At 40.3% G+C, this 24537-nt stretch carries 12 protein-coding genes; 7 read left to right on the forward strand and 5 right to left on the reverse strand.

All coding sequences use genetic code 11. The annotated features are described in order from the left end of the window. Window positions 1-346: 346 nt before the first annotated feature. The 3 genes from DW862_RS17030 to DW862_RS17040 form a co-directional block, all read right to left on the reverse strand. Window positions 347-1312 carry a tyrosine-type DNA invertase cluster 3b gene (locus DW862_RS17030; protein ID WP_120069587.1) on the reverse strand — a complete coding sequence of 322 codons (966 nt, stop codon included), beginning with the start codon at window positions 1310-1312 and terminating at the stop codon, window positions 347-349. 186 nt (window positions 1313-1498) lie between these two features. Beyond that, window positions 1499-2695: a heparin lyase I family protein gene (locus DW862_RS17035; RefSeq protein ID WP_008021459.1), complete on the reverse strand. Its 1197-nt coding sequence runs from the start codon at window positions 2693-2695 to the stop codon at window positions 1499-1501. A 123-nt stretch (window positions 2696-2818) separates the two neighbouring features. Beyond that, complete coding sequence (locus DW862_RS17040) at window positions 2819-3370, reverse strand: DUF4738 domain-containing protein (protein WP_004316589.1); 552 nt, start codon at window positions 3368-3370, stop codon at window positions 2819-2821. A gap of 241 nt (window positions 3371-3611) precedes the next feature. Here DW862_RS17040 and galB point away from each other — a divergent pair, with 241 nt between their 5' ends. Then, window positions 3612-6059, forward strand: coding sequence for a beta-galactosidase GalB (galB, locus tag DW862_RS17050; protein WP_120069532.1), 2448 nt, complete (start codon window positions 3612-3614; stop codon window positions 6057-6059). Window positions 6060-6191: 132 nt separating this feature from the next. Here galB and DW862_RS17055 read toward each other — a convergent pair whose 3' ends face one another. Further along, window positions 6192-6878: a TrkA family potassium uptake protein gene (locus DW862_RS17055; protein WP_008021453.1), complete on the reverse strand. Its 687-nt coding sequence runs from the start codon at window positions 6876-6878 to the stop codon at window positions 6192-6194. Window positions 6879-6882: 4 nt separating this feature from the next. After that, entirely contained in the window at window positions 6883-8712 is a 1830-nt protein-coding gene (locus DW862_RS17060; protein WP_008021450.1) for a TrkH family potassium uptake protein, read from the reverse strand. A 132-nt stretch (window positions 8713-8844) separates the two neighbouring features. On the opposite strand from DW862_RS17060, the gene DW862_RS17065 reads away from it, so the two are divergent. From DW862_RS17065 to DW862_RS17090, 6 genes are all read left to right on the forward strand, one after another. Beyond that, on the forward strand, window positions 8845-10215 hold the full coding sequence (locus tag DW862_RS17065; RefSeq protein ID WP_120069538.1) for a TrpB-like pyridoxal phosphate-dependent enzyme: 1371 nt from the start codon (window positions 8845-8847) through the stop codon (window positions 10213-10215). A gap of 208 nt (window positions 10216-10423) precedes the next feature. Next, entirely contained in the window at window positions 10424-14485 is a 4062-nt protein-coding gene (locus DW862_RS17070) for a two-component regulator propeller domain-containing protein (RefSeq protein WP_004302193.1), read from the forward strand. Between the two features lie 674 nt (window positions 14486-15159). Further along, complete coding sequence (hepC, locus tag DW862_RS17075; protein ID WP_008021444.1) at window positions 15160-17331, forward strand: heparin-sulfate lyase HepC; 2172 nt, start codon at window positions 15160-15162, stop codon at window positions 17329-17331. Window positions 17332-17343: 12 nt separating this feature from the next. Beyond that, complete coding sequence (locus tag DW862_RS17080; RefSeq protein WP_120069541.1) at window positions 17344-19596, forward strand: surface glycan-binding family protein; 2253 nt, start codon at window positions 17344-17346, stop codon at window positions 19594-19596. A gap of 19 nt (window positions 19597-19615) precedes the next feature. After that, window positions 19616-22768 (forward strand): TonB-dependent receptor, encoded by a 3153-nt coding sequence (locus DW862_RS17085; protein ID WP_120069590.1) that lies wholly within the window; start codon window positions 19616-19618, stop codon window positions 22766-22768. A 12-nt stretch (window positions 22769-22780) separates the two neighbouring features. Continuing rightward, a complete protein-coding gene (locus DW862_RS17090; protein WP_120069544.1) occupies window positions 22781-24445 on the forward strand; it encodes a RagB/SusD family nutrient uptake outer membrane protein in 1665 nt (554 codons plus the stop codon). The last annotated feature ends 92 nt before the right edge of the window (window positions 24446-24537 follow it).

Here is a 24537-nt window from a genome sequence, read left to right on the forward strand (position 1 = left end):
TTAAAATCATATTTTTTTACCCCATGTGATTCCGTTACTTCTTAGGTAACGGAACTTAAATTTGACGCAAAGATAGACAAAAACACGAATAGAAAGCAAATATTCCTCCACTTTTTTTCGTTTTATCTGAAACATAGAGCAAAAAACTATTCGAACATGAAATAACCTTATTTTCATGCTCTATACTTTTTATTGCCTGATCTCTAGATTTTCCCTGTTGAGTATTAGGCCTTTCCATATTTTACGCCTTTGTCATGTGTGTGATTTCTATTTTCATCATAGTGTACGCTTCGTGTATGTATTATCCGTTACCTAAGAAGTAACACACATATTTTAATTCTGATGATTAACACTTTACAGTTTTTACGCTACCTACACAACAGTTTCTTATGTAAGATAAATTCCCTTTATTTACCTCTGTACGTTCTTTAAGTCCAAAGCCTTTCAAGTAGATTTGTGTGGTTTTAATAGATTTGTGCCCCAATGATTCACTAATCATTTCAATGGAGACTCCCCGATACTTCGCAGTCGTTGCCCAAGAATGGCGCAGCGTATAGGAAGTGACGGGGGATTGCAAATGTAAAGCTCTTGCCAAGTCCTTCAGAGAATTATTAAATCGACGGAGAGCGGACTGATATTCCCGGTAACCTCTTTCATCCGTCCGTTTTTTATCCCCACGAAGAATATCAAACAGATAATCCGGACAATCAGGATGAGAATTTTCCTTGCTACGAAGCTGATTAATCATTTCCTTTGCAGTATTCAGCACTTCCACACTCATCGGAGTTTTGGTTTTGATACGATTGTATCGCAGTACATTCTGATCGAGTGCCGATTTCTCCAGATGAGCTAAATCCGCGAACGACATGCCACAAAATTGGAACATCAGGGCGGCAATAGCTTGCGTACGGCGTAAACGTTCCGATTTGGGATCTTCATACAGAAGCTTATGCAATTCCGTAGCAGGCAAAGCCTTCTTTTGCCAGACATCCACGCCTGTATAGACATCATGAAACAGTCGCGGAATATAAGGCGCACTGCCCGCTTCCACTCCCCGATTGTAAATACTACGAAGCATACGCATGTACGTAGAAATCGTATTGGGCTTCAAGCCACACTCATAAAGATATTGCCCGTAACGTCGTAAACGCTCGCGGGTGATCTGTCTGAACGACACATTAGACGTGCCGCAAAATTTGCTGAAAGAAAAAATGGCATTCTTGTAGACATGCGCCGTGGAATACCGTCCCTCCTTCCGCAAACGACCGATGTAGAATTCCGCACACCGGTTAAATCCATTTTTGTTCATCATTTGCATCACTAATAATTTTATATATTATACCATTTGGCAAGCAACAAAAAAACAAATCTTTTTGCAGAATTGAAGCACACTTGACAAATGCGATATTATTTTTTCAGATTATTAACCTATAAAAAAATATCCGGATGCCCACTAAACGGACATCCGGATATCACTCTCTTTCTACCTTCTGACTAATTACCTCTCTGAATAGTTTGCCAGATTGTAACATACCGGCTTCGTGCTATTACCTACGCGGTAGATACCGAACTTAAAGTAATAACCATCATCGTCGTTACGTCCAATCATGATTTTCTCATTGTCTACAATGTGTTTATTAACCTTTTTCCCTTTTTCCTGATAGTCCATCTGTACATCGAGCATACCCGGCTTTACAATTGTTTCCGCCTCTTTGCCATAGACTGTCCAATCGATATGAATACGGAATGTAATCCAACAATCTTTCGGAAAATCGGCGAAAGGCATTTTGTAAGCAATGGTCGATGCTTTATATGTAGATGTCACAGGTTTCATAACCGGTGTCTTTTCCGGATTTGCGTTGCAACGGTCGTCTTTATCAGTCAGCCATTTACGGTCGGAATTTGCTTTGATGTAAAACCATCCGCCTGAAAATCCGAATGCCAATGGAGGATAGCCACCTTGTTCCACCAGCCATCCGTTAGCCTTTCCGGCTTGATAAACGGGATTGCCTTGTTTGTCTTTCACCGGATTACCTTGCTTGTCCAGCTTGGGTTTCTTTTCGTATCCCATGTTTTTCTTAAAAATAGTAGTCTTGTCCAGTTCCATGAACTCATCAGCTGTCAGTTTCTTCACTTCACCCTGTGGAGTCTGTACCAAAGTACGATCCGGCATTCCATGCCATTGAGCAAAAATGGTGGAAACATCACTGCCTAATGTAGAAGGGATATATACCGAAAACTCATAATCGCGGGAAGCACCTTGCGGACAAATACCTTTTCCATGATGATATACAGTTTTCATTATTTGTGCTTTCTTATATGTATCGGCTGGTTTGCCTTTGAAATCATCGGAAGTTGCATAACAATAAGAAAATTCCGCACGCCCTTTTGTTTCCCCCGCTGCATATCCGGATAATGTGTTATCATCTTCTTTCAGTTCAAAACGATAAGAAGGTTTTCCGTTGAACATAAGGTTGAAATCACGTTGAATGGCATGCGCTTTTTTAGCTCCGACTGCTACCCAGCAACCATCTATAATCTGATTGACACATGCCGAATCTGCCTGTACATTTACACGCTCGGTCAGTGGCACCAAAGTCTGTGTTTCTATAGCCGGACCGGGTTTCTCGACTTGTTCAGCCATCGCCGTGCATCCTGATGCCAGCACGCAAATAATAAAAATGCTTTTCTTCATTCTATTCGATATTAAGTTTGTTGACGGTGCAAAAATACGAAAGGCAACCTCATCGGTTGCCTTTCGTTTGTCTCAAATGTTTTCACATTTGTGTAATTTTGCTGTCAACACCTGCCTGGAGGCTTAATTGGGTGCTTCATCGTTCAAATCTTCTTCAAGCATATCGACTTTCTGTATGCTCATTTTTCCATCAGCAGTGATCGTTATAGAAAGCGGCATATACAAATCTGTCTGCGGATAACAAACACTTGCGGCATATACAATGCCCTGCGGAGTGGTCTTGTCGTATACAATTCCTTCCAATATAGATTTCGAGAGAAATTTTGCATCGACTACGGATGAAAAATCATTCTTGGTAAATGTCTTGTTCAATACCGTTTCGTTACCGCGTGTCAGGTGCAGCACTATTTTATTATCGACATAAGTATCTCCCATCTCATTTGTTACATGAGGCAGACTTTCGTCCGGAGTACGTGAAACAAAGGAATGATAATCTTTTCCTTTGAATTTAAAGTTAGTTTCGCTCTTAGACGTCTGCATACGCTGCAATCCGTGAGCATCTATACTGTCTATTCTTGCCAGCAGCGACTGATTATCTGAAGATCCTTTTTTACCGCCACATGCAGTCACAGCCACCGCCAACGGCAACAAAAGCAAATAAATTAGTTTTCTCATACGTAAGTTTTCTGTTTATAAATAGATGGCAAAGGAACAAAAAGAGCGGGATATTTACAAGTGTAACCGACATTTTTCCTACATTTGAAGGAAAGAAGGAATGGAAAGGCTATCACAAAGGGGGGCTTGACAACAGTGGCAAACCGGCCAGTGCATTTAATGCTTTCAAGAGATAAGATTATTGAATCCTTTTTTATAACTTTACGCCGAATCCAAAATATTTTATACCTGAAAAGTAAAAATGAACATGAAACACCCCAAACAGTTATTAGCTGTACTTTTGATGGCCGCCGCCTGCACTATGCAAGCGCAACGCAGTGAGGCACTGCTGGAGAAGAACTGGAAATTCAGTAAAGGAGATTTTAAAGAGGCCAGTCAGCCGGAGTTCAATGACACTAAATGGGAATCGGTTGTTATTCCACACGACTGGGCGATTTTTGGTCCATTCGACATGAACAATGATCTTCAGAATGTGGCAGTGACACAGAACTTTGAGAAAAAAGCTTCCTTGAAGACAGGACGTACCGGCGGTCTTCCTTATGTAGGTACCGGATGGTATCGTACCAGTTTTGACGCCCCTGCCGACAAAGAAGTGACACTACTCTTTGACGGTGCCATGAGTGAAGCGCGTGTCTACATCAACGGAAAAGAAGCTTGTTTCTGGCCTTTCGGCTACAATTCTTTTCACTGTAATGTGACTTCCTTATTGAATAAAAACGGTAAAAACAATACGCTTGCCGTGCGTTTGGAAAACCGTCCGCAATCTTCGCGCTGGTATCCGGGAGCAGGTCTGTATCGCAATGTACACCTGATTGTGACTGACAAAATCCATGTGCCTGTATGGGGAACGCAAATCACAACTCCTCACGTCAACAAGGATTTTGCAGCCGTACGTCTCCAAACGAAGATAGACAATGCCGGTGAGAAAACAGCCATCCGTGTAGAGACGGAAATTCTTTCTCCGGAAGGTAAAGTTGTTACCCGGAAAGAGAATACAAGCCGCATCAATCACGGACAACCTTTTGAACAAAATTTTATTGTAAACGCGCCCGAACTCTGGTCGCCGGAAAGTCCGTCGCTTTACAAGGCTGTCTCTAAAATTTATGCGGATGATAAACTGGTAGATACTTACACCACACGTTTCGGTATCCGCAGCATTGAATACATTGCCGACAAAGGATTCTACCTGAACGGGGAGCACCGCAAATTTCAGGGTGTATGCAATCACCACGATTTAGGTCCGTTGGGCGCCGCTATCAATGTAGCAGCACTGCGTCATCAGCTTACGCTATTGAAAGATATGGGATGCGACGCGATCCGTACTTCTCATAATATGCCGACTCCCGAACTCGTTGCATTGTGTGACGAAATGGGATTTATGATGATGATCGAACCGTTCGATGAATGGGATATCGCCAAATGTGAAAATGGTTATCACCGCTACTTCGATGAATGGGCGGAACGTGATATGATAAATATGCTTCATAATTACCGGAATAACCCTTGCGTCGTTATGTGGAGTATCGGCAACGAAGTACCGACTCAATGCAGTCCTGTCGGTTATAAAGTGGCCAAATTCCTGCAGGATATCTGCCATCGTGAAGATCCTACCCGTCCTGTCACTTGCGGAATGGACCAGGTGACTTGTGTACTTGCCAACGGATTTGCAGCAATGATTGATATTCCGGGACTTAATTACCGTACGCAACGCTATCAGGAGTCATACGACCAACTCCCGCAGAATCTGATTCTGGGAAGCGAAACGGCTTCTACTGTCAGCTCACGCGGCGTGTACAAGTTCCCGGTGGAGGATAAGAAAGGGGCCAAATATGAAGATCATCAATGCTCTTCATACGATGTGGAGGTTTGTCCCTGGTCGAATATTCCGGACGAGGACTTTGCATTAGCTGACGATCATCATTGGACCATCGGACAGTTCGTATGGACCGGATTTGATTATCTGGGTGAACCGTCACCATACGATACGGATTCATGGCCTAACCACAGTTCAATGTTTGGTATCATCGACCTTGCCAGTTTACCCAAAGACCGCTATTATCTTTACCGTAGCGTGTGGAACAAGGAAGCGGAAACCTTACATATCCTGCCTCACTGGACCTGGCCGGGACGTGAAGGTGAAGTGACTCCCATTTTTGTGTACACTAATTATCCTACTGCCGAATTGTTTATCAATGGCAAAAGTTATGGAAAACAAAGCAAGAATAATAGTTCGCTAAAGAACCGCTATCGTCTGATGTGGATGGATACAAAGTACGAACCGGGGGAAGTGAAAGTAGTAGCCTACGACAAAAACGGAAAAGCGGTAGCTGAAAAAGTAGTCCGTACTGCCGGAAAGCCTCATCACATCGAACTGGTAAGCAACCGTAACGAACTGACTGCAGATGGAAAAGACCTGGCTTATGTGACTGTTAAAGTAGTAGACAAAGACGGTAACCTCTGCCCAGCCGATAATCGTCAGATAAATTTCTCGGTAAAGGGAACAGGTAAATATCGTGCTGCCGCCAATGGCGATCCGACGAACCTTGAACAATTCCATCTTCCAAAAATGCATGCTTTCAACGGTATGTTGACAGCTATCCTGCAAGCCGGTGAAACTGCCGGTGAGATTGTATTTACAGCAAAAGCAAACGGAGTGAAAGCCGGAAATATTCGTATTCAGACGAAGTAAGGCATACGCTTCAGCATATAACAAACCCACCGGATTTCTTTACTGAAAAAAAGTCCGATGGGTTTCTTCATACAACTATCTCTGAAACTTGCTCACTTGTGCTCAATAAAAGCGACGTTATAAGTACTCTAGCTAAATAGCTTTCCAGAAGGCCTGAAAATCACGATACCTGCCGTAGCAGACCAATTCGTCTCCTTCTTCCACTTTCTCATTTTCCGGTAATTCATTCTTCACATGAAGCTCGGTCAAAGAAATACCCAGGCAGTTGGTGACCTTATTCGCCCGTTTCAATCCTATCATTTTTAAATGAAACTCTTCATCCAGGTTTAACTCATTCACAAAATATCCTACAAATTTCTCCGGAACCGTGAACTTCACCACATAATAATCCTGATCGATGCGGAATCCTTCCATGTTAGTACCGAAGTCGAGCAGTTGTACCAGGCTGCGGGCAGCATCTTCTTCCGGGGTCAGGATTCGTTCCAGATCAAAAGCTTCAAGCACCGCTTTATGTACGGCATCAATAGCACGGGCAAAAATACGGGGAACCTTTTTCTGCTTCAACAGGGCAACGACTCGTATCGACGCACCAAAATTCTCTCCAATCGCTACAATAACTATATCCACACTATTCAATGGCAACACTGATAATGACTGTTCGTCAGTAGCATCAATGACAAAAGCTGTAGCAACCTTATCTTTGATGGAATCTACACGACTTTCGCTTATATCCGCACCTATAATTTCGTGTCCCAAGGCGGACAGTTCTTCCGCCAACACATGGCCGTAATTTCCTAAACCAATAATAATATACTTCATAGCTTTAGTTTATTATGATGTTATCACTTGGATAACGGTATTTTGTATTCTTTTTCTGTTTGACGATTCCCAACATCAATGTTATTAACCCCACACGACCAATAAACATCAACAAAGACACCAATAGTTTGCTCGCGTCGCACAAATGAGGGGTCAGATTCAGACTGGAACCCACGGTACTAAGCGCAGAGACACATTCGAAAGTTAATGCCATAATGGAAACACCCGGTTCGAGTATGCTCAATGTAAAAATAAAAATGAATAAGACTCCCAATGACATGACTACTGTTGCATTGGAACGCCGGATTGAATCGTAAGACAATTCTCTGCCGAACACTTCCACTCGTTCAGTGCCACGCAATACGGCTACAAGATTCAGAACTACGACCGCAAAAGCATTCACTTTCACACCACCTGCCGTGGACTGTGATCCACCGCCCACCCACATCAGGAATAGATAAACCAACAATGTCTGCACGCTCAATGATGCCAGGTCGACACTGCTGAAACCGGCTGTTCGCGGACAAGTGGCATTAAAGAAAGCTTGTGTCCACTTATCTGCCACAGGCATACCGGCAAAAGAACCATTCCACTCAAAAGCAGCAATAGCTAATGTACCGATTAATAAAAGCAGGAAAGTCATGATTAACACGATTTTCGTATTCAGGTTATAGAGGTGCTGCATTTTATGCCGATCCAGTTTGCGGGTACGAATCAATTTCCAGAAACGACGGAGGTGATACAATACAATATCCTTGAAATTGACAAGGATGGGGAAACCGATACCACCAAATATAATCAATAGAGAAACGGTAATAAACAGCCAATTGTGGTTAGTCATCACCATCGGATTTCCTAAATTGCCGGAAAGCGTAGAAAAGCCCGCATTGCAAAAAGCTGAAATAGAATGGAAAGCAGCAAAGCCCAACTCTCCTTCCAGAGTCATTCCCAACGTTCCGTGAATACTAAACCAAATCGAAACCATACCGATCCCTTCAATCACTAAAGTGAAGCCTAATATATATAATAAAGTAGACAGCAAAGAACCTAATGAATTGGAACTAACCATATCACGCACAACAAGCTGGTTGTAAATGGAGGTATTCCCCATGAAGAACATGGCGAAGAAACTGGTTAATGTCATCACTCCCAATCCGCCAATCTGAATCAACAGGATAATGACAACTAATCCCGAAGTGGTGAATGTAGTAGACACGTCTACCGGTACCAGGCCTGTAACGCATACGGCACTGGTAGCGGTAAATAAAGAGTCTACCCAGGTGATACCATTTACCGTGCAGCGCGGAAGCATCAACAAGCCTGCTCCAATCAGAATAATAGCCATAAAACTGACTGCCAATATCAAAGACGGATTGGTACGCCGTCCCAACAGACGCACCAGCCCATTGGACAGATTGAGGAAAGAAAGAACTAACAATAACAAAAGATGATAAAACTTCCCATGTAAGAATTCCCAAATATGCAAAATAGCTCCTTCTTCTTCCGGACGATGGAATATAACAGGTACCAACGTGAGATATAACAATCCACTCAATATCCAGGCTAATCGCCGGTATTGCTTTTTAGTATTCCGGTATTCCAGCGAGATATGTAAAGTGACATCAATCAGAAAAATGATCCAGACAGTTTTATACAATGTCTGCAAATTCGCCACTTCATCAATAGACAAGGGAAAGCCATGTTCATATACTACTCCGACAATCAATGATAAAGATGCCAGATAAGTGAGTGCTTCTATCAGCCCTAACAAAATACGTACATAGGGTTTTAGGAGTTTATTCTGATACAATAAAAACTTATGATAAATCTTCATATCATCTTTTTTAACGGGGTCGTGCAAACTTAACTAAAATAACAATCAAACACGATTCTTTGTTGACAAAATTTTCTGAATATTAAAAATTTGACTACTTTTGGCAACAGAAAACTAAAAAACTACAATATTATGAGTAAAAAAAGAAAACGGTATATTCTACCGGAAGAAGAAATTCCACATTACTGGTACAACATTCAGGCTGATATGGTGAACAAGCCTATGCCTCCGTTGCACCCGGGAACCAAACAACCGCTGAAAGCAGAAGATTTATATCCGATTTTCGCAAAAGAACTGTGTCATCAGGAGCTGAATCAGACGGATGCATGGATAGAAATACCGGAAGAAGTGCGTGAAATGTACAAGTACTATCGTAGCACTCCGCTGGTTCGTGCTTATGGTTTGGAAAAAGCACTCGGCACTCCGGCTCATATCTATTTTAAGAACGAAAGCGTAAGCCCTATCGGTTCGCATAAGTTGAACTCTGCATTGGCACAAGCTTATTATTGTAAAGAAGAAGGAGTTACCAACATTACCACTGAAACCGGTGCCGGACAATGGGGAGCCGCTCTTTCTTACGCAGCCAAGGTTTTCGGCCTGGAAGCTGCCGTTTATCAGGTAAAAATCAGTTATGAACAAAAACCATACCGCCGCAGCATCATGCAGACTTTCGGAGCACAGGTCACTCCTTCTCCATCTATGTCTACCCGTGCCGGTAAGGATATTCTGACGAAACACCCCACTTATCAAGGTTCATTGGGAACTGCTATTTCGGAAGCTATCGAACTGGCACAAATGACTCCCAACTGTAAATATACGCTCGGTTCCGTACTTAGCCACGTGACTCTCCACCAGACTATTATCGGACTGGAAGCTGAAAAACAAATGGAAATGGCAGGCGAATATCCGGATATCGTGATCGGTTGTTTCGGAGGTGGTTCCAACTTCGGAGGTATCTCTTTCCCGTTCATGCGCCACACCATACAGGAAGGGAAAAAGACTCGTTTCGTTGCTGCCGAACCTGCTTCTTGTCCGAAACTGACACGTGGTAAGTTCCAATATGACTTCGGTGATGAAGCCGGATATACTCCATTGCTGCCGATGTTCACTTTGGGACATAATTTTGCTCCTGCTCATATCCATGCCGGTGGGCTTCGTTATCACGGCGCAGGTGTAATCGTTTCACAGTTGCTCAAAGATAATCTGATGGAAGCGGTAGATATACAGCAACTGGAGTCTTTCGAAGCCGGTTGTCTGTTTGCGCAGTCCGAAGGTATTATTCCGGCTCCCGAATCCAGCCACGCTATTGCAGCGGCTATCCGCGAAGCTAACAAATGTAAGGAGACAGGAGAAGAGAAAGTGATTCTGTTCAATCTTTCGGGACATGGTCTGATCGATATGGCTTCTTATGACAAGTATTTGGCCGGTGATCTGGTGAATTATACATTGAATGACGAAGATATTCAGAAGAATTTAGACGAGATAGGAGATTTAGCTAAATAAATTACCTACCAGTTTCAAGTTTCACCACCGATTACACAGATTAACACAGATTTAATTGTAATTCGAAGATTGTCGATATAAAAATCCGTGCTAATCTGTATAATTGGTGGTATTTTTTCATTCCCTATATTTACTTTCTCTCTATTGAATACCTCCATATAAAAGATTTTGCTATCTTTGATGCCATTATTAATCTTATGAACTAATAATGAACAGCCTTAAAAAAACAACAATCTGTCTACTCTTTCTATGTATAGGGGTTAATTGCGTTTTTTCTGAAGTTCCGGAGCAAATTAACTTCTCTTATATTTCTATTAACGAAGGATTGTCACAAAGCACCGTATTCTCTATCGATCAGGACCAAAGAGGTAATATGTGGTTCGCTACCTATGATGGAGTAAACAAGTATGACGGGTATTCATTTACAGTTTATCAACATAATGAAGAGGATCCGAACAGTATTGCTAATGACATTTCACGAATCGTAAAGACTGACAGTCAGGGACGTGTCTGGATCGGTACGCGGGATGGTTTGTCATATTATGACGAAGAAAAAGACAAATTCAGAAATTTCTTCTACGAGAAAAAGGGCAAACGGCAACAAATCAATGGTATTGCAGAAATCTCACCGGAACAGTTGCTTATAAGCACACAGGAAGGACTGACCATGTTCGATATTAAAGAATCTAAGTTTGTAGACGATTCTTTTAGTACCGCTATGCACAAGCTTATAGCTTCAGCTCTTTACAGACAGGGGGATATTATCTATATCGGTACCCCGGTCGACGGGCTTTACAGCTATTCCATTCCTCAAAAGAAACTGGAAAAGATTACTCCGATAACGGAAACGAAACAGATTCAGGCCATTTTGCAGCAATCTCCTACCCGTATATGGGTAGCTACCGAAGGAGCCGGTCTGCTTCTGCTCAATCCGAAAACGAAAGAGGTCAAGGCTTATCATCATTCTTCTTCCAATCCTAAAAGTATCAGTTCCAATTATATCCGCTCTCTGGCACTGGATTCGCAAAATCGCTTATGGATAGGAACGTTCAATGATCTAAACATTTATCATGAAGGAAGCGATTCTTTCGTTTCCTACAGTAGCAGTCCGGTAGAAAACGGCAGTTTGTCACAACGTTCGGTTCGCAGTATCTTTATGGATTCGCAAGGAGGTATGTGGCTTGGAACCTATTTCGGGGGATTGAACTATTACCATCCTATCCGCAACAGATTCAAGAATATCCAGCGTATTCCCTATAAGAATTCTCTAAGCGATAACGTAGTCAGCTGCATTACGGAAGATAAGGATAAGAACTTATGGATAGGAACGAATGATGGTGGTTTGAATCTGTATAATACAAAGACACAACAGTTTACGCACTATATCTTACAGGAAGACGAACGGGAAATCGGTATTGGTTCCAACAATATCAAAGCCGTATATGTAGATGAACAAAAATCACTTGTATATATAGGGACACATGCCGGCGGACTGACTGTTCTCCATCGAAACAGTGGAAAAATGGAAAGTTTCAATCAGCTGAACAGCCAGTTGGTGAATGAGAATGTATATGCAATTCTTCCTGATAAAGGGGGAAATCTCTTATTGGGGACATTAAGTGCTCTGGTTAGTTTTAACCCGGAAAAAAAGAGTTTTACCACCATTGATAAGGAAAAGGACGGTACTCCATTTACTTCACAACGAATCACAATCCTGTTCAGAGATTCCCATAAACGGCTTTGGGTCGGGGGTGAGGAAGGTATATCTGTCTTTCAGCAGGAAGGAATCGAGATAGAAAAGGTGCCTATTCTGCCGGAATCATCTGTAACAAAGACGTTTACCAATTGCATTTACGAGGCTGCCAACGGTATCATTTGGGTAGGTACGCGTGAAGGCTTCTACTGTTTTAATGAGAAAGAAAAGAAAATCAAACGATATACTACGGCTAACGGTTTGCCCAACAATGTGGTATATGGTATTCTGGAAGATACTTTCGGACGTCTTTGGGTAAGTACCAACCGTGGCATTTCCTGTTTCAATCCGGAAACAGAGAGGTTCCGTAATTTTACGGAATCCGACGGATTACAGAGTAATCAGTTTAATACTTCTTCGTTCTGCCGTACTTCAAGCGGCCAAATGTATTTCGGAGGTATCAACGGGATCACTACTTTCCGCCCGGAACTGTTGCTGGATAACCCTTATACGCCTCCGGTAGTTATCACTAAACTTCAACTGTTTAACAAGACAGTTCGCCCGGATGATGAAACCGGTATCCTGACTAAGAATATCAATGAGACAGAAAGTATCACCCTGAAATCATGGCAAACTGCTTTCACGATTGAATTTGTAGTATCCAATTATATTTCGGGACAACATAATACTTTCGCTTATAAACTGGAAGGATATGACAAAGAGTGGTATTATCTGACAGATAAACGTACTGTCTCCTACTCCAACCTGCCACAAGGCACTTATCACTTTTTGGTAAAAGCTGCCAATAGTGACGGAAAATGGAATACTGTACCTACAATGTTGGAAATCATAGTTCTCCCTATATGGTACAAGACCTGGTGGGCAATCATGATTTTCCTCGCCACTTTTATCGGGTTTATCACTTTCGTCTTCCGCTTCTTCTGGATGCGTAAGAGTATGGAAGCGGAACTGGAACTTGAACGCAGGGACAAGGAGCATCAAGAAGAAATCAACCAGATGAAGATGCGTTTCTTCATCAATATTTCGCATGAGCTTCGTACGCCGTTAACTCTCATCTTAGCTCCTTTACAAGAAATAATCAATAAGATTAGTGATCGCTGGACTCGTAACCAGCTGGAATATATCCAACGCAACGCCAATCGTCTGTTGCATCTTGTCAACCAGTTGATGGATTATCGCCGTGCCGAATTGGGAGTTTTCGAGCTGAAAGTGAAGAAAGAGAATGCGCATCAACTGATACAGGATAATTTCTTGTTCTACGATAAACTGGCACGCCACAAGAAGATTACTTATACTCTCCACTCCGAACTGGAAGAAAAAGAGGAACTTTTCGATCCGAATTATCTGGAACTGATTGTTAATAACCTGCTTTCAAATGCTTTCAAATATACAGAAAGCGGGCAAAGCATTACTGTTACGTTGAAAGAGGAAAACAATTGGCTGGTACTGCAAGTTAGTGATACCGGTATTGGTATTCCTATCAACAAGCAGGGGAAAATATTCGAACGTTTCTATCAGATAGAGAGTGAGCACGTAGGAAGCGGCATCGGGCTGTCATTGGTACAGCGTTTGGTGGAACTGCATCACGGACGTATTGAGTTAGACAGTGAAGAAGGCAAAGGCAGTACTTTCTCTGTTTATCTGCCACAGGATATAAACATCTACAAATCTTCCGAATTAGCTTCTAATGACGCGAAAAATGAGGAGGACCAAGTTTATTCTACCAACTCGAAAGAGATGTATTTCATTGATACGGAAAAAGTAGAAAACGAAACGATCGAAACTGGTGACAAGAAACGTGGTACGATTCTTATCGTAGAAGACAATAATGAAATCCGCCATTATCTAAGTAGCGGACTTGCCGAACTTTTCAATACACTGGAAGCCGGAAATGGTGAAGAAGCCCTGGAAAAGCTGAAAGAGAATGAAGTGGACATTATTGTGACTGATGTCATGATGCCTGTGATGGATGGTATCAAGCTATGCAAGAATGTGAAGCAGAATATCCGTACCTGTCACATTCCTGTGATTATCCTGTCTGCCAAAAGCGAAACCAAAGATCAGATGGAAGGCCTGCAAATGGGAGCAGATGATTATATCCCGAAACCGTTCTCACTGGCTATCCTGACTACGAAGATACAGAATATGATGCGGACCCGCAGGCGTATGCTTGAACGGTATTCCAAATCTCTGGAAGTGGAACCGGAAAAGATTACGTTCAACGCCATGGATGAAGCTTTATTGAAACGTGCCGTTGCCATCGTAGAAAAGAATATGGATAATATTGAATTCTCTACCGACGAGTTCGCCAGAGAAATGAATATGAGCCGTTCTAATCTGCACCTCAAATTGAAAGCTATCACAGGTGAATCGACTATCGACTTTATACGCAAGATTCGTTTCAATGAAGCGGCAAAACTACTGAAGGATGGCCGCTATACAATAGCAGAGGTCAGTACAATGGTAGGATTTAATACGCCGTCTTACTTTGCTACGAGTTTCAAAAAGTATTTCGGATGCTTGCCTACGGAGTATATTAAGAAAGCAAAGGGATAAACAACTAGAGAGGTAAATCCAAAAATATTATGATTTTTACGGATTGGATTCCATAAAAATCATAATATTTTTGGATTTACAGAGAGTTTATACATAACAAACAACCTCAATGTATAAAACAGTACTTTTCTTTTTTCAGTAGGGTTTTGAGCTAAATTCATAGTTACAAGGATTAATCTAACACAATAGTCTTTTTAATAATTCTTCTTGGAGCTATTATTTTCTTCGTTCCCTAATAAATTTGCGTTCCACTTAAGTGGAGCAATAGTTCAACTTAAGTGGTTCTATCGTTCGACTTAAGTGGAACGCAAACTAGAATGTAGAGCTAATTATTATTTATAGAAGATAGGAAACTAAACACAGTATTAAAACAGCTTATCTCTTATTGACAACTAGCGTTTAGTTCGTCTCCGTACCGTTTCCCTCCCGTATCAAAATGAATTAGTTCATTTCATAAAAGAATAGGATGAAAGTTACATTATGATGTATAAAAAGCTTAATATCAGCCTAAAAACCGTTTTTCTAAACATTATTAATATATGATTCAACAATATTAATATCAAAAAATCATTTTTTGAACAAAGTGTGAACAGGACAAATCATCATTTCTAAATAAACAGATTACATTTGCAAACAGTAAAATATAACTTTTAATAATTAAAACCTAATAAAGTATGAAGAACATCTTTATTTGTTTATTCGCAATGTTCTTTCTGTCTAATTGCACAGACGACAAAGACGAATTAATCATTGGAGAGCCCAACAACGACAAAGAAAACATTCTTCCCGATGAAGGTGAAGGAATTGAAAAAAAACTATTTGAAGTTATCAATCTAGATTATAAAGGTCTAGAAAAAGTAAAACAGTACTATGAAGCAGGAAACTATCAATTAGCTGCTAATGCATTACTAGATTATTATCGCATGCGTACAGATGTAGTAAACCCGAATGTAACTCTTTTAGGAACTACAGCATCAGCAGTGGAACTAAACATTGCAAATCAAGCTCTGGACTATCGCTTTTATGTAAGGAACTTCCCTGAAACTAGAGGAGAAACCGATGGAGTTAGAGACGAGTCGAAAGATATTTACTATTCTTTCAAAAATAGTGATGGAACAATAAATTGGGACTTAAAGGTTGACGGCATAACAGATAATGAGTTCAAATATCAGCGTCATCGTCATCAGTGGATGGTACCTCAAGCTAAAGCGTATTACATGACTAAAGACGAGAAATACATACTGTCTTGGAAAGAAGTTTTCACCGATTGGATGAAAAATTATCCATGTCCGGAAGTTATTAAGGATGAATATTTTCCATGGTCCGGATTACAAATCGCAGAGCGAGTTAGCTCACAAGCAGATTTAATGACCTATTATATACATTCTGCCAATTTCACTCCTGAATGGTTATCCATCTTTCTCACTCAGTATGTAGATCAAGTGGAGAGCATCCGCAAACTCTATAAACCGGAAGGTAATATATTAGTAACACAGTTATATTCACTTACTTTAGCTGGTGTTTTATTCCCGGAACTAAAGAAAGCAGAAGAATGGGTGGAAGAAGGTACCCGCAAATTAAACGAACAAATAAAAGAACAGTTCAATCCCGACGGTATACAAAACGAGCTTGACCCGAGTTATCATGTAGGTGCTATTTCAGACTTCTATAACGCCTACGAAGTGGCAAAAGAGAATAATAAAGCACATTATTTTTCAGCCGATTATATGCCGTCCTTACGTAAAGCAACAGAATTTGTGATGGACTTAGTTTATCCGAACTACTCTGTAGAAAATTTTAACGACACTCGTTCAGGACGTATGCAAAAGAGTATGTTGATAAAGAATTTCACACGCTATGCACAGATGTTTCCGGACAACGAAGGTATGAAATGGATGGCTACCCAAGGTAAAGAAGGTAAAAAACCAACTTATACATTAAAAGCATACGAATATTCCGGTTATTACATGCTACGTAATGGATGGGATCAAGACCCTAGTAAAGTGTCCATGTTCATTTTAAAGAACAACTATAATCCTAAAAAGAAATGGCATTGTCAAGCGGATAATAACACATTCAGCTTATTCCATAAAGGACGTAACTTCTTCCCTGATGCAGGTGTATATGCATATAGTGGTGATTCGCAGCGAAATGTATATGAGCAAACAGCTTGGCACAATACTATCACTATATTTGAAAACAACATTGACCAAATGTTAGGAAAGTTCATTTACAAGGGAACAGATGGTAACACGAATTATATTGTTACTGAAAACGCCGCCTACATACAAAAAGAAACACCGAAATCTGATGTATTAAATCATAGACGATCAGTATTCCATGTTAACCACAATGACATTGATAATGGATTCTTTGTTCTCGTAGATGAACTATATGGTCCGGAAAAGGGACAAAAATACAATCTAAACTTCAATCTTTGCGAAGGAACCAAAGACGGAAATGTTGTTGTTGACAACGATCAAGCAAATAACATATTAGGAGCGCACACTGTTTTTAAAGATGGCAATAACATTGTCATTCGTACATATTCTGAAAATGTGGATACTAAAACTGCATTGACTGCAAAAGCTAGTAACATATCAAATGATCATGGCGTAGTATCATATAAAGATCGTTTAAGATACCTTATCACGCTTAGAAAAGGAAAAGCAGAAACTGCAACTCGTGCCATTACTGTCATATATCCAACCTCCAATCCAACAGGTACCACAATTAATGCTGAATTTACCGATGGAGGTTACACAGGAAAAGCTGTTGCTATCAAAGTCACGGTAAATGGTACTCCTTATGAGTTAAGCTATACAATACCAGAAAATAATAACTAATATCATAACACTATGAATTTAAAAAAACTAACCTCTAGATTCCTGGCAATCTTATCTATAGTAGTCCTGACTCTTACAGGCTTCTCATGCACGGATACAGAGACTACCAACACAACTGGCTTTGCCATCTATTATTACAGCCTCACTGATATAGGTCCATCAATGAATGCAGTGATTGAAAAGCCTACATATACAGGAGGTGAACCGACAGATTTCGTTATCACCGGAATCACTTTTAATGGTGAACCATACACATCCGAATCATTTATCATTGACAGCAAGGATGGTAGTGTTCGAATTGTTAACTCTGATAATCTACCGGTGGGATTATATTCCATCTCTGTAGGATGTAATAGCAATGGCAACTACCATGAATTCAAAGATGCCATACAAGTAAAAATGTTGCCCAGCGTTCCCGATGGAATTAAAGTAGAACCTGATTATATTGAAATCGACTTTGAAGAAATTGGAGAATCGAAAGCTACTGCAAAAGTAATAACAGAAGGTGAACACGTCACAATCCCCAGCGGCGGTTATGCAATAGCAGATGGTCCGGAGAAAGAATTCTTCAAGATTTCTCAAAGTGGAGTTATTTCTATTAATCCAGATGAAGAGGCTATAAAGAAGATGAAACCGGGTTTGCACAAAGTATCATTAAAACTGACTACTTTAGCAGGAGAAGGTATATTTGCTGATGCTATCACATTCAATCTGACTTCCAAACCAATAGATGTAACGTATAACGCTACCAATAAAGGTATCATGGAGAAAGAGTCTGAAACGAACGGACAAACAGAATATATCAGCCCTATGCCTGTCATTGAAGGTTCAACAGAGGAAGCTAAGTTCAGTATAGCTAACATTATTCCGGAAATAGCAGAAGGAAAAGTGACTATCAATGAAACAACCGGAGCTATATCAATCGCCAAAGGACATGGTATCACAGAAGCCGGAAACTATGAAATCACTATAAAAGTTTCCAACAAATTCGCTCCTGAAGGTGTAGAAATGCCAACTAAATTCACAATTCAAGTAGTTGATGAAATCACTCCTATATCAGGATTTGAATACGCAGCTTTAGAGATAGCACAATACGCGCCTATATCAGCTCAACCCAAAGAAGGAATGCAAGGAAACTATGTCACCTATTCATTCGTAGACCTTGACCAAAAGTTTGAAGGACAATTGACTATCAATCCGAGTAATGGTAAGATCACTGCAAAAAAAGGGAATAGTATACCAGAAGGCAGATATGAAGTTAAGGTACAAGCAGATAACAGTAAGGGAAATCCGACTATCACAACTTTCTTATTAACAGTTACTCCAAATCCTAATAATATAGTGTATGTATATTACGGTAATAACCTCGGATTGGATAAGGCAACAGAAGCTTCACAATATCGTATTAGAAGTGCAGCAGAATTGGGTAGTTTGGTTTTAACTCCAGAAACGAATTTAGATGATAAAGGTATTGTTTTCAAATGGAAGATAGCCACTAAATTCAATTTAGACGATCCTAATCAAACAGGATATCCTATGATAGATGAAGCAACAGGTGTAGTTCGATTCTCCCCGGATAATTTCAAAGAAGCTGATGCTCCTATCGCTTATCTAATAGTAGAAGCCACAGCCGGAGAAGGTGATCTTGCAAGAACTTTTAAAACTTTCATTGCATTTGACTTTAATCCTAGTACAAATTCTATTAGAATAGAATATACTCCATTTGTATTCAAAGTAAACCCAAGAAAGGGAGGAATTTCTGTAGAACCTACGTTAGTCGGAGTAACAGATGTTTCACAATTTGTAATGGATTATCGTCGTTCATTCCGTTATCAAAATCTGGAAGGACCTAAAACACATAAATCGGGGGCAATCAGCACCAACAATAACAATACAAATCCTCCAACTCCAGCTGATCCAACCTATTTTATGAACCAAGTATGGCGTAATTATTATGGATCAAAAGCACCCAATTATGGAGCAAGAGCACCTATGTCCTATTATGATGGAATTTCTAATAAAATTAATAAGAAGTTATCAGATGCATTAGGTTATGTCGACCCGACCAAAGGATGGGCTGTCACCATTAATCCCAATAAATGGTTTGGTGATCCTGCGTATGGAGAAGAAAACGGACAATTTGCCAATGGTATTATGACTGGTCAAATGACCTATAGAACAGATGGAGATTCAGGCAAATTAAGCTCTGATAAGAATTGTCCCAAAGCATTCCCATTATTGATATGGTTTGATGAAAATTTCTAAATTAAAAGACATTACAATTATGTACAATATATCTACAAAAGCAATAAGCAAAAGAGGGTGGTTCACCCTCTTAGCTCTCATAGCTACAATCTGTGTTTCGGCACAAAACGTCAAAGGTGTGGTAGTAGACGAAACAGACATGCCTATGATTGGTGCTACCGTCATGGTAAAAGGAAGTCAAACCGGAACGACAACTGATTTTGATGGTAACTTTACTATCCAAGCCCAAAAAGGTTCAACACTGGTATTCAGCTATATTGGTTATAAAAATCAAGAAGTGAAAATTGCGCAAACAGACAAAAAGTTAAACATTAAAATGGAACCGGACAATGCAGTGCTTGATGAAGTTATTGTAGTGGGTTATGGTTCTATGAAAAAAAGTGACTTGACTGGTTCTGTAGCTTCTGTTGCCGCCAAGGATATAGAAGAATTTAAAAGCAGTTCTGTTATGGCAGCTTTAGGAGGTCAAGTGGCCGGTGTACAAATTACCCAAACTGACGGAACTCCAGGCGCAGGATTTGATATTAAGATTCGTGGTGTAGGAACATTAAACGGTGACGCTACTCCCCTTTACATTGTTGACGGTTTCCAAGTTGACAACATTGACTACTTGGCAAACTCTGATATTGAATCTATTCAAATTCTAAAAGATGCTTCTTCATCAGCTATTTACGGTGCGCGCGCAGCTAATGGTGTAGTGATGGTAACCACTAAATCAGGTAAGGTAGGTAGACCAGTAGTCAGCTACAATGGTTCTGCTACTTATCGTAAAATCACCAAACAATTAGACTTGCTCAACGCCTATGAATTTGTAAAACTACAGGGAGAACTAGATACCAAGTTTATCCCCGGTTATTACCGCAACGAAATCAATTCCGAAACAGGGGAGTATTACAAATATCGTACTTTGGACGACTATATTGGAGTAGAATCTGTAGATTGGCAAGGAGAAACTTTCAGTCCTACTTGGTCGCAAGATCATAACATTTCCGTAACAGGAGGTAATGACGGTACCAAATACTCTGCTTCTTTCTCTCATTACAAAGAAAACGGTATTTTCAGAAATAGCGGTTTTACTAAAACAACCGGTAAAGTTCGTATCAATCAGAAGATTAATAAGTATATTACAGCCGATGCTACTATCAATTATTCCAATACATTGAAAGAAGGTGCCGGAACTTCCGGTGATGGAGGACGTTTCAATATGTTAGGACAGATATTAAGATCACGTCCTACAGGAGGTCTGGCTAAAACCAATGAAGAACTACTGGCTAGTGCCATCGACCCGGCTATGTTGGAAACAGGCGAAAGTCTAGCACAGGTGAACCCCATCCTACAAGCTGAAAATACGACAGACAACAAGCGCTCTGAAATGTGGAGTGCCAATTTGTCTCTTACTGCAAAAATCACTAAGAAATTAACATTTAAGACAGCTGGTACATACAATACGACCAACACCCGTAGAGATGTATTCTACAAAACTCAGACAAGACAGGCCTACACTAATGGTCAAATGCCTTATGGAGAAACTCAGATGGGACGCGAAAAACGTTGGACCAATTACAACCAGTTAACATGGGTAGAAAAAATAAAGCAACATCGTTATGAAATAATGTTAGGTGAGGAACTCGCATACAGAAGTTCCGAATTCTTATTGGGACAAGCAAAAAATTTCCCTTCAGATAATATCGGTAATGACAATCTAGGTCTAGGTGCAGTTCCCAGTAAAGTAAACACCTCGTTTGGAGATAAAACCATGTTATCATTTTTTGCGCGGGGAAATTATTCATTCAACGACAAATATATGCTGACAGCTACTGTACGTGCGGATGGTTCTACTGTTTTCTCATACAAAAATAAATGGGGATTTTTCCCGGCTTTCTCCGCTGCATGGCGTATCTCGGAAGAAAAATTCATGAAACAGAATCTTCCTTTTGTATCTAACATGAAACTTCGTTTAGGATGGGGTATTGTAGGTAACGACCGTATTGCTAATTTCCTGTCATTAGACCTCTATACACAAAGTAAATATGGTATTGGTAACACAACTTCCACTGTACTGACTCAATCTCACCTGAAGAATAAAAATTTGAAATGGGAAGGTTCAAGTACTACCAATCTAGGTGTTGACCTTGGGTTCTTTGATAATCGCCTGAATGTTACAGCTGATTTCTTTATCAAGAATACCAAAGACTTGCTACTTGCGCAAAACCTAGCGTATGTTACCGGATTCTCATCACAAATGCAGAATATTGGTAAAATCCAGAATCGCGGTATCGAATTGGCTATTAATAGCACTAATATCCAAAATCGTAATTTTACCTGGAGTACAGACTTCAATATTTCATTCATTCGCAATGAACTGAAAGCTTTATCTTCCGGTGCCAACTATGCAGAAGCATATTCTAACTTCGATAGAACCAATTATACTCAATCAGACTATCGTGCCATAGTAGGCGAATCATTAGGATTGATTTACGGTTATGAATTCGATGGTATTTATCAAGTAGACGATTTCTACACTTCAGCCGCTACAGGAAAACTCATCTTGAAGCCGGGTATTACGAACAACACACGTTATGATGGTGGGGCTGCTCCGGGCGTAGTAAAATACAAAGACCAAAACGGTGACGGAAAGATCACTACCGCCGACCGCACAGTCATCGGTAATGCCATGCCGAAATGGTTTGGAGGTATCACCAACTCTTTTAGTTTCAAAGGAATAGATTTTAGTTTCATGTTACAATACAGCTATGGCAATGATGTGTTCAACGCAACCCGTCAGTTTGCAACCGGTTCACAAGACCAGCGCTACAATATGCTGGCAGAAGTCGCCGATCGTTGGAGTCCTACCAATGCATCCAACAAAGTACCCTCAACGAAAGGGTATGTAAAGGGAGACGTGTACTCACGCTTCGTAGAAGACGGTTCGTTCCTACGACTGAAGAACATGACATTAGGATACAGCCTGCCGAAAAAATGGATTAACAAAATCCACATATCCAAACTTCGCATATATGGTACTGCACAGAACTTGTTCTGCATCAGCGGATATAGCGGATATGATCCGGAAGTCAGCACAGCAGCCAGCAATCCTATGACTCCCGGTCTGGATTGGGGTGCATATCCAAAGAGCAGAGTATTTACATTCGGACTTGATGTTCAATTTTAAACGAGTATAACAATGAAAAAACTAATATATTATATATCAGCACTGGCTTTATGCACATTGTCTTTCACTTCATGTTCCGATTTATTGGATGAAGATCCGAAATCAGATATTAGAAAGAACCAATATATGAACAATGCATCTGAAGCCAACAATGTATTGTTAGGAGTTTACCGCAACATGGTGGCAGATAACCTTTATGGTATGAACTTATCATGCATATTTGATTTAACTAATGACCTGGCACAATGTGAAGGAAACAGTACCAGTAGTTTCCGTGAATATCCGGCTAATGCATTCAATCCCAACAATTCGTATGTGCAAAATACATGGGCATCCTTATATAGTGCTATTTATAGCGCCAACGACTTTATAGAGCGTCTGGAAGTTAAAATGGTTACATACAATCTAAACGATCAAGCACTCGCCACTATGTATTTAGCGGAAGCAAGAGCATTGAGAGCATTGTATTATTTTGAGTTGGTACGTTGGTATGGTAACATTGCATTAATTACTAACACATCCGAATCATCTAAAAATCCGTCAGAGTTCGTTCAAGCAGATCCTCGCGACGTATACAAGTTCATTGAAGAAGATCTTAAATTTGCTATCGAAAATTTACCGTTTGAATCAGATGACACCCTGCGTGCTAACACTCGATTCCGTTTTTCTAAAGGCGGTGCATTGGGATTGCTGACTCGTGTATATGTCACTTGGGCAGGCGAACCCATTAAAGATACAGAAAAATGGAAACAAGCTGCATTGACGGCAGAGAAGCTTATCAACTCCGGTAAACATCATATGTTAGATAATTATGAACAACTTTGGGAAAATACATGTAATGGTACATGGGATCCGGCAGAAAGTTTAATTGAGGTAAGTTTCTATGCAAATTCTGTTACTGGTACAGCCAGCGAAGACCCGGTAGGGCGTATTGGTAAATGGAATGGAGTCAGAGTTACCGAAATTCCAGGAACACGAGGACGTAATGCTGCCAACGTTAAAGTAGTACATACATTCTTCCTAGATTGGTTAAACAAAGAAAAAGGAGATAAACGCCGTGATCTTTCCATAGCTAATTACAAATATGATCCAGATAAATCTTTCTGGGCAAAACCGGAGGAAGTAGACAAACCTACAGCCGGCCAAAAAAATAAGCAAAATTATACTCCGGCAAAATGGGACACTGAAAAGTATGTAAAAGAATACAACTTCTTACTGAATAACGATAAATCAAATGTCAATTGGTATATATTACGCTATGCAGACGTATTACTCATGTATGCAGAAGCACTTAACGAATGGCATCATGGTCCCAACAATGCAGCATTAGCAGCTCTTAATATGGTTCGCCGCCGCGGATATGGACTTCCTTATAATGAAGCAAATACAACTGTTGATTTAAAATCAACATCATACGAGGGATTCCAAGAATATATCCGGAATGAACGTGCCTATGAACTCGCTTTCGAAGGAAATCGCCGCCAAGATTTAATACGTTGGGGGATGTATTATGAAACAATAGTGAATACTTATACAAAATTAATTGGTTGGTATCCGGAAGCAAACTATGTAGCTTACCAATATACCCAAAAGAATAAACACGAACTACTCCCTATCCCAGCTCGTGACATGAGTTTGATGGAAAACTTCAAGCAGAACCAAGGATGGGGCGACTAATCTTTTTCTGATAAAAAAATCTATAATTTCTCTCCAATATGCCTTAATTAGGGCATATTGGAGAAAATTAAAACCTTTTTCAACAAAATCAA

The sequence above is a fragment of the Bacteroides sp. AM37-9 genome (assembly GCF_003603455.1).
In the GTDB taxonomy this organism is placed as follows: domain Bacteria; phylum Bacteroidota; class Bacteroidia; order Bacteroidales; family Bacteroidaceae; genus Bacteroides; species Bacteroides xylanisolvens.